We start from the raw sequence: 8,003 nt of genomic DNA, 5'->3' as shown, positions 1-8,003 counted from the left end.
CCTCGTGTCCGACGTAGCCGAAGTGTGGCGGGAATACCTGGGCGTCGAGGAGGACTTCGGGCCACAGGACGACTTCTTCGACGTCGGCGGCACCTCGTCGACCATCACCACGGTCGCGGGCCGGCTCGGCGAGCGACTCGCGGGCGTCCGGTCCCGCCGACCCTGGTCTTCAGGAACCCCACCGCCGAGGGGCTGCCCGATGGGTCAGGCGGGCAGCCCCTTCGAAAGCCCTCTACCGCCCACAGAAGATGTCAGGCGGCGAACACTTGGGAGTCGTCGGCAAAGGCCTTGAACTCCAGGGCGTTGCCGGCCGGGTCGAGCAGGAACATCGTCCACTGCTCGCCGGTTTCGCCCGCGAAGCGCACGTAGGGCTCGATGACGAAGTCGGTGTCCGCGGCGCGCAGCCGGTCGGCGAGCCGGTGGAAGACGTCGATGCTCAGGATCAGCCCGAAGTGCGGTACGGGGACGTCGTGGCCGTCGACCGGGTTGTGTATCTGTGCGGCGCGGGCCGGGGCGAGGTGCGTGACGAACTGGTGCCCGTGCAGGTTCCAGTCCACCCAGGTGTCGGCGCTGCGGCCCTGCTCCAGGCCGAGCGTCTCGCCGTAGAAGCGGCGGGCGGCGTCCAGGTCGTCGACCGGGACGGCGAGGTGGAAGCGGGGGATGGGGGAGGCGAGAACGGTCATGGGTCTGGGGTTCCTTCCGTGCGGCGAGGAGTGCCTGGCGCTTACCAGTTCTGACGGATGAGGGAAATGATCAGGTCGTTGACGGTGACGTCGGTCGGTGGGCACACCGAGGGCCACGCTGAGCGATCGGCCGGTTCGGCACCGTACCCGCCGACTGCGATCACGGCGACGTGCGCGTGCCGCGCGACGGCGTCGACTGTATCGGCCGGGCCACCGGTGTGGATGATGTCGTCGCTGAGGGCGCTGGTGTCGAACGCGCCGCGGCGGCACCGCGGCACCTCCGCGGTGCTCTCTACGTGGACGACGGCGCAGCCGCGGTCGGTGACAGCTTGCGCCAGCGCCTAACTCGACGGACAGCTGTCGACCAGGACGACGCTCGTGCTGTTGGTGCTGCTCATCGCTGTGTGTCCTCCCCGAGGGCCTCGGCAAGGCCCTCGACGGTGGGGTTCCTGAAGACCAGGACCGGCGAGACCCGGCGCCCAAGTCGCTCGCTGAGCCGGCCCGCGACCGTAGTGATGGTCAACGAGGTGCCGCCGACCTCGAAGAAGTCGTCCTGTGGCCCGAAGTCCTCCTCGACGCCCAGGCACTCCCGCCACACGTCGGCGACGAGGAGCTGCTGCTTGGTGACGGCCCGGCGGGTGGCGGCGGCCGGGGCGGGCACCGGGCGTGGGTCGGGCAGTGCGTCCCGATCGACCTTGCCGTTCGGGGTGAGGGGGATCTCGTCGATCACGGTGTAACTCTGCGGCAGCATGTACAGCGGCAGTTGCTCCGCCAGGTAGGCGCGCAGTTCCGCCGGGTCCGGGGCGGGCCGGTCGGGGTGCTCGAGGATCAGGTAGGCCGCCAGCTGGTCCACAGCGGTGCTGGTGCGGCGCACGGCCACCACGCAGTCGGCGAAGGCCGGGTGGCTCTGGAGTGTGGACTCGATCTCGCCGAGCTCGATGCGGAAACCGCGCACCTTGACCTGGTGGTCGTTGCGGCCGAGGAAGACCAGATTTCCGTCGGGCAACAGCCTGACCACGTCGCCCGTGGCGTACATACGGGCGCCGGGCTCCCCGGCGTACGGGTCGGGCAGATAGGCCCCGGCTGTGCGGGCCGGCCTGCCGAGATAGCCGCGGCCGACCGCGCTGCCGCCGACGTACAGCTCGCCGCGACAGCCTGGGGCAACCGGGCGCAGCCGCGGGTCCAGCACGTAGAGGTGCGCGTTGTCGGTCGCCCGCCCGAACGGGACGCTCGGGCGATGGCTGTGCAGGTCGAGCAGCTCCTCGGTGATCGGGCAGAATGCCGAGGTGACGGTCGCTTCGGTGGGCCCGTACTCGTTGAAGACCTGGCATCCCGGCGCGGTGGAGGACAGGATGCGGTGGGCCACATCGTGCGGCACGGCCTCGGCACCGGTGAACACCAGGCGTACGGAGCCGAGTCGGGGAGCGGGATCCGTACCGGATTCCAGCAGGATCCGCATCTGCGAGGGCGTCGCGTTGAGCGTGGTGATGCCGCGCTCGGCGACCTCTCGCAGGAACTCCTCGGGGTCGTACGCGGCGGTGGGGCTCGCCAGGTGCAGTTCGGCGCCGGATACCAGGCACTGGAAGATCTCCCAGACCGAGTTGTCGAACGCCACCGAGTGGTTGAGCAGGGCCCGGTCCCGCCCGGTGAGCCGGCACAGCCGCTGGTTCCACTCCAGGAACCCGGTGATGTTGGCGTGGGTGATCGCGACGCCCTTGGGGTTGCCGGTCGAGCCGGACGTGTAGATCACGTAGGCGAGGTGGTGCGGTTGCGCCTCCTCGGTCGGCCCGGGGTCCGCCCCGGGTTCCTGGTCCACCGCCACGAGACGCACGCCGTCGCCGAACAGGGCCGAGGTGGGGTGCCCCGGGTCCGCGACGACCAGGCGTACGCCCGAGTCGGCCAGCAGGTACTGCAGCCGCTCAGCCGGGTAGCCGGGGTCGAGCGGGACGTAGGCACCGCCCGCCTTCAGCACGCCCAGCAGGGCGACCACCAGTTCCACCGAGCGTTCCAGGCAGACGCCGACCAGGCTTTCGGGGCGCACGCCCCCGTTCCGCAGCTCCCGGGCCAGGGCCGAGGCCCGCGCGTCGGTCTCGGCGAATGTCAGCGACCGGCCGTCGCCCACGACGCAGATCGCGTCCGGGGTGGTCCGCACCTGGCGGTCCCACAGGCGGACCAGGGTGGTCGGCTCGGGCAGCGGCTCGGCCCGGTTGCCGATGGAGAGGGCACGCAGCTCATCGGCCGAGACGATCTCCAGCTCGGACAGTCGGGCCGTGGCGCCGGACACCATCTGCTCGATCACCCGCAGGAAGTGCCGGCCGAGGCCCCGGACGAAGTCGGCTTCGAACAGGTCGGTGGCGTACTCGATGGAGATGCTGAGGTCACCGGCCCCGGCGGCGTGGTCCGTCACGTCGAAGGCGAGGTCGAAGCGGGCAGTGCCGAGCCGTCCTTCCAGCTCCTTGCGGTCGTACAGCTCGGTTACGTGACCGGCCCTCGGCTCCTCGTGCAGGGCGAACAGCACCTGGAAGAGCGGGTTACGGCTCAGGTCGCGCTCCGGGCTCAGCTGCGCCACCAGCTTCTCGAAGGGCAGCTCCTGGTGCGCGTACGCCTGCTGCGCGACCTCGCGGACGCGGCCCAGCAGCTCGCGCCAGGTCGGGTCGCCCGACAGGTCGGTGCGCAGGACGACGGTGTTCACGAAGTAGCCGACCACATCGTCCAGTTCCGGGCGCGGCCGGCCGCCTGCCAGGGTACCGACAGCGACATCGCTCTCGTCGGCGTACCGGCCGAGCAGCACCTGCAACGGGGCCAGCAGGCCCATGAACAGGGTGACACCCTCGGCCCGGCACAGCGTGCGCAGCCGGTGCGTCAAGTCGGCGGGGATGCGCAGCAGTTCGCGGCGACCGCGGTGGCTCGCGACGGCCGACCGGGGTCGGCTGGTCGGCAGCTCCAGGACGGGCACGCCGGACAGCCGGGTGCGCCAGTGGTCGAGCAGCCGCTCCAGCTCAGCGCCCGTGAGCCGCTCGCGCTGCCAGGCCGCGTAGTCGGCGTACGTCACGGGCAGCGGTGCCAGTGCGGGGCGGCGGCCGGCGGTGAACTCCACATAGAGCTCGCCCAGTTCCCGCACCATCAGGCCCACCGATGCGCCGTCACACGCTATGTGATGGATCGTCAGCAACGTGATGTCACGGCTCGGGGTGCGCAGCACGTCCGCGCGCAGCAGCGGTGGGCGGTCGAGGGCGAAGGGGGCGCGGATCCGCTCGGTCACCAGCGCGTCCAGGTCCTCCTCGGCGACCTCGGTGCAGCGCAGCGGCACCGGTCCCGGCTCGCGCAGTTCGGGGCGGACCCGGCCGTCGACGGCGACGAGCGCCGTGCGCAGCGCCGGGTGCCGGTACACCAGCGCGGACAGGCAGTCCTGCAGCAGCGTCAGGTCGACGCGCCCGCCGGGCAGGCCCAGGGCGACCGGCAGGTGGTAGGCGGGCACTGCGTCGTTCAGCTGCTCGAAGAACCAGATCCGTTCCTGGCCGAAGGAGAGTTCGGCGGTCGCGGCCGCGGGAATCGGCTCGTCGTCCGAGGGCGCCACGCCGTCCAGGGCGGCGGCGAGCGTGGCGGGTGTCGGATGCGCGAAGACCGACTGGGCGTCGACCGGCACGCCGAGCTCCACACGCAGCCGGGCCACGACCCGTACCGCGGTGAGCGACTGGCCGCCCAGGCCGAAGAAGTCGTCGTACGGGGACACGTCGTCGAGCCCGAGCACCTCGGCCCACACGCGGCGCACCGCCGCGGTGTGCGGCGGCAGCGGGGCGTCGTCGGGCATCGGCCCGCTCGCCCGGACCGGGCTGTGCGGGATCCGCTGCACGGCGCCGCGGTCGGTCTTGCCCGCGGGGGTACGGGGCAGGGTGTCGAGCACTGCGTAGCCCTGGGCCACCATGTGGGCGGGCAGCCGCTGCGCGAGGTGGTCACGGATCTGGCGGGGCAGATCCTCGGATACGTTCCGTACCTCGTGCGCGGGCACGAGGTACGCCACCAACTGGTCGCCGCCGGCTGCCTCGCGGTCGACGACCACCACCGCGTCCGTGACGAGGGGGTGGCTGCGCACACAGGCCTCGATCTCGCCGAGTTCGATACGGACGCCGCGCACCTTGACCTGATGGTCGTTGCGCCCCAGCACCTCCAGGATGCCGTCGGCGGACCAACGGGCGAGGTCACCGGTCCGGTACAGGCGCCCGGAGGCGTCCCCGAACGGGTCGGGCACGAACCGGTCGGCGGTCAGCGCGGGCCGGTTGAGGTAGCCGCGCGCCACGCCCGCGCCGCCGATCCACAGCTCGCCGGTGACTCCTGGTCCGGCCTCCCGCCCGCCCTCGTCGACGACGTGCAGCCGGGTGTTGGACAGGGCCGTTCCGACCGTGACCCGGTCTGCCACGGCGTCGATGCGGGCGGCGGTGGCCCACACCGTCGCCTCGGTCGGCCCGTACAGGTTCCACAGGGTGCCGCCGGTGGCGAGCAGGTCGCGGGCCAGCTGCGGATCGAGCGGCTCACCGCCCGACAGCAGTGCCCGGCCGTGCCCGTCCGACCAGCCGGACGCCAGCAGAATCCGCCAGGTGGTGGGGGTCGCCTGGACGACGCTCACACCCCCTTCGGCGATGGTGGCGGCCAGCAGCTCGGGGTCGGTGTTGGCGGCGCGCGGGGCCATCACCACCGTCGCTCCCCGGGTCAGCGGCAGGAACAGCTCCAGTGCCGAGATGTCGAACGACAGCGGGGTCAGCGCGAGGACCCGGTCGTCCGCCCCGAGGCCGGGGCGTTCGGCCGCACTCCGCAGGAACGAGGCGATCGCCGCGTGGTCGACGGCCACGCCCTTGGGCAGGCCGGTCGAACCGGAGGTGTAGATGACGTAAGCCAGGTGATGCGGGTGTACCACCGGGGCCACCGGCGCGGCAGGTTCCGCGGGGAGGTCCTCGACCAGCAGGACGTCGGCCGCGCCGGACGCCAGGGCCTGCGCGCGATGTTCCGCGTCGCACAGCCACAGCCCGGCCCCCGAGTCGGTGGTCATGTGCCGCAGCCGGTCGGCCGGGTAGCTCGGGTCGAGGGGCAGGTACGCGGCGCCCGACTTGAGGATGCCGAGCAGGGCCACGACCATCTCGACCGAGCGGCCGAGACAGACGCCGACCAGGTTCTCCGGTCCGATGCCGCGTGCCTGAAGCTCGGCGGCGAGTGCCGTGGCCCGGCGGTCCACGTCGGCGTAGGTGGCGCGGTGTGCTCCCGCGACGACGGCGACCGCGTCCGGTGTCGCGGCTGCCTGCTGCTCCCACAGTGCGACCAGGGTGGTCGGCGCCATGAACGGATCCTTTCTCAGCCCCGTTCGGGGAAGGTGCGCGTGATCGTCTCTGTCAGCTGTCGTTCCGCGCCGCGCACATACAAGTGGGGGGCGCCCGGGAACAGGTGCAGTTCGAAGTCGGCCGAGGTGTGCTCGCGCCAGCCGGCGAGCTCCGTTCCGTCGACGCTGTCGTCGTCCGAGCCGGCCAGAACGGTCAGGGGACAGGGCAGGGGTGCCTCGGCCCGGTGCGTGTACGTCTCGCACAGTGTCAGGTCCGCGCGCAGTAACGGCAGCAGCAGCTCCTGCAACTCGGCATCAACGTCGCCGAATTCGGCTGTGGCGAGCAGCTTGTCGTCCGGCAGCGTGTGCCGCAGGTCGCGGTCCGGCAGGCCGGGGGCGCGCATGCCCGACAGGAACAGGCGGTCGGGCATGCGCGTGCCGAGTGCGCGTAGCCGCCGGGCCGTCTCGAAGGCGATCAGGGAGCCCATGCTGTGCCCGAAGAAGGCGTACGGCAGGTCTGTGTGGTCCGCGATGAGCGGCGCGAGCGCGGCCACGGCGTCGTCCAGGGACGTCAGTGCCGGTTCGGCGAGCCGGTTCTCCCGGCCGGGCAACTGGACCGTGCAGACTTCGACGGTGTCCGGCAGGTACGCCGCCAGCCGGTAGGCGGAGGCGCCTGCCCCGGCGTGCGGGAAGACGAACAGGCGTCGATGCGCGGTGAGTTCACGGCTGTCGAGCCCGCGCAGCCAGGCCGCCTCGAAAACACCGGCCGTCATCGTGAGGCTCGTACGGAGCGCGGGGTCAGGTCGGTCCACACTTGCTCGATGTGGTCCAGGCACTCCTGGCGGGTGCCCTGCGCGCCGGTGGCGGTCCAACCGGCGGGCAGCTCACGGTCGGCGAACCAGACCGAGTACTGCTCCTCGTGGTTCACCACGACGACGTACCGGTCCCCGGCGGGGCGCGGGTCGGCTGAGGCCCTCATGCGTCAGACCCCCACCCCAGTGAAGAAGTCGCTCTCGCGGCGGCCCCGGCCCGCGGCGACGACCCGGTCGTGCACCCACTTGCCGACGGCGAGGTCGAGCACGCCGAGTCCGAACGGCGAGAAGATCGCCGGGCGTCCGTGGTCCCGGCTCAGCCGCCCGCGCAGCAGGTCGGCGAGGGTGCCGTCGACGAAGTCCCGGTTGCCGGTGCGCTGTTCGGTCAGGTGCAGCGAGGTGCGCTCGCGTACGGCGTGGTCGACGTCGTCGGTGAAGTTCTGGGCGGCGAGGATCATCTCGGGGGCGAGGTCGCGCAGGGACAGGTGCAGGACCACCGGGTTGTGGGCCAGCAGCCCGGGGTCGTGCAGGTGCGGTTCGCCGGCCACTGTGGTCAGCACCACCAGGTCGCAGTCGGTGAACGCGTCCTCCACCATGTCGGCGACCACGATCTCGGCCTCGGTGTGCTCGGCCATGACGGCGCCGAAGCGGCCCGCCGCCGCCGGGTCGAGGTCGAAGAGCCGGAAGCCGTCGATCTCCCAGTCGAGATCACGCAGGAACCGCCATACGTGCTGGGCGATCAGACCCGTGCCCACGATGCCGACCCGGCGGGCACGGCGCGCGCCGAGCAGCGTCTGCGCGCCGAGCACCGCGGAGGCCGCGGTCCGCGTCGCCGAGACGATCGAGGACTCCATGCAGGCGAACGGGTAGCCGGTGACGCAGTCGTTGAGGATCAGTGTGGCCGAGGCGCGGGGGATTCCGTGCCGCGTGTTGTCCGGAAAACTGGCGATCCACTTGTTGCCGGCGACCTCGAACTCGCCACCCAGATAGGCCGGCAGGGAGATGATGCGCGACCGGTTCTGGTGCGGGAAGCGCAGGAACGAGCTGTGCGGGTTCGAGCTCTGACCGGCGTCGTGCGTGAGGTAGGCGGCACGGACGACCTCGATGAGCTCCGGACGGTGACGGTCCGTCTCGGCGGCGATGTCGCCCGCACCGATCACGGTCATGGGCGGCGGGGCCAGGGTGGACACGGGGTGGTGC

7 protein-coding genes are annotated in these 8,003 nt (G+C 71.8%); 1 reads left to right on the top strand and 6 read right to left on the bottom strand.

Going from position 1 to position 8,003, the window contains the following annotated elements; genetic code table 11:
- The first annotated feature begins 4 nt into the window (after positions 1–4).
- The gene (locus ACZ7M3_RS52395) at positions 5–292 is read left to right on the top strand and encodes an acyl carrier protein (RefSeq protein ID WP_472073860.1); all 288 of its coding nucleotides are present in this window, start codon (positions 5–7) and stop codon (positions 290–292) included.
- On the opposite strand, the gene ACZ7M3_RS52390 is transcribed toward ACZ7M3_RS52395, so the two are convergent.
- From ACZ7M3_RS52390 to sbnB, 6 genes are all read right to left on the bottom strand, one after another.
- Positions 252–683: a VOC family protein gene (locus tag ACZ7M3_RS52390; RefSeq protein ID WP_261692358.1), complete on the bottom strand. Its 432-nt coding sequence runs from the start codon at positions 681–683 to the stop codon at positions 252–254. The two genes, ACZ7M3_RS52395 and ACZ7M3_RS52390, sit on opposite strands and share 41 nt — an antisense overlap.
- A 41-nt stretch (positions 684–724) precedes the next feature.
- Entirely contained in the window at positions 725–961 is a 237-nt protein-coding gene (locus ACZ7M3_RS52385; protein WP_472073858.1) for a hypothetical protein, read from the bottom strand.
- A gap of 116 nt (positions 962–1,077) precedes the next feature.
- Positions 1,078–6,012: an amino acid adenylation domain-containing protein gene (locus ACZ7M3_RS52380; RefSeq protein WP_472073856.1), complete on the bottom strand. Its 4,935-nt coding sequence runs from the start codon at positions 6,010–6,012 to the stop codon at positions 1,078–1,080.
- Between the two features lie 14 nt (positions 6,013–6,026).
- On the bottom strand, positions 6,027–6,764 hold the full coding sequence (locus tag ACZ7M3_RS52375) for a thioesterase II family protein (protein ID WP_472073854.1): 738 nt from the start codon (positions 6,762–6,764) through the stop codon (positions 6,027–6,029).
- The gene (locus ACZ7M3_RS52370; protein WP_351710036.1) at positions 6,761–6,970 is read right to left on the bottom strand and encodes an MbtH family protein; all 210 of its coding nucleotides are present in this window, start codon (positions 6,968–6,970) and stop codon (positions 6,761–6,763) included. The genes ACZ7M3_RS52375 and ACZ7M3_RS52370 overlap by 4 nt, the downstream gene beginning before the upstream one ends.
- Positions 6,971–6,973: 3 nt before the next feature.
- On the bottom strand, positions 6,974–7,969 hold the full coding sequence (gene sbnB, locus ACZ7M3_RS52365; protein ID WP_455681041.1) for a 2,3-diaminopropionate biosynthesis protein SbnB: 996 nt from the start codon (positions 7,967–7,969) through the stop codon (positions 6,974–6,976).
- Positions 7,970–8,003 lie beyond the last annotated feature (34 nt).

The sequence above is a fragment of the Streptomyces sp. NPDC111656 genome (assembly GCF_055656965.1).
Note: the sequence above shows the minus strand (reverse complement) of the source record. Positions and strands in the feature narration are given on the sequence as shown.

Bases quoted from the DNA above. Each gene is read 5' to 3' on its own strand.
- sbnB (WP_455681041.1), bottom strand. From the start codon at position 7,969: ATGACCGTGATCGGTGCGGGCGACATCGCCGCCGAGACGGACCGTCAC.
- ACZ7M3_RS52370 (WP_351710036.1), bottom strand. From the start codon at position 6,970: ATGAGGGCCTCAGCCGACCCGCGCCCCGCCGGGGACCGGTACGTCGTC.
- ACZ7M3_RS52390 (WP_261692358.1), bottom strand. From the start codon at position 683: ATGACCGTTCTCGCCTCCCCCATCCCCCGCTTCCACCTCGCCGTCCCG.
- ACZ7M3_RS52380 (WP_472073856.1), bottom strand. From the start codon at position 6,012: ATGGCGCCGACCACCCTGGTCGCACTGTGGGAGCAGCAGGCAGCCGCG.
- ACZ7M3_RS52375 (WP_472073854.1), bottom strand. From the start codon at position 6,764: ATGACGGCCGGTGTTTTCGAGGCGGCCTGGCTGCGCGGGCTCGACAGC.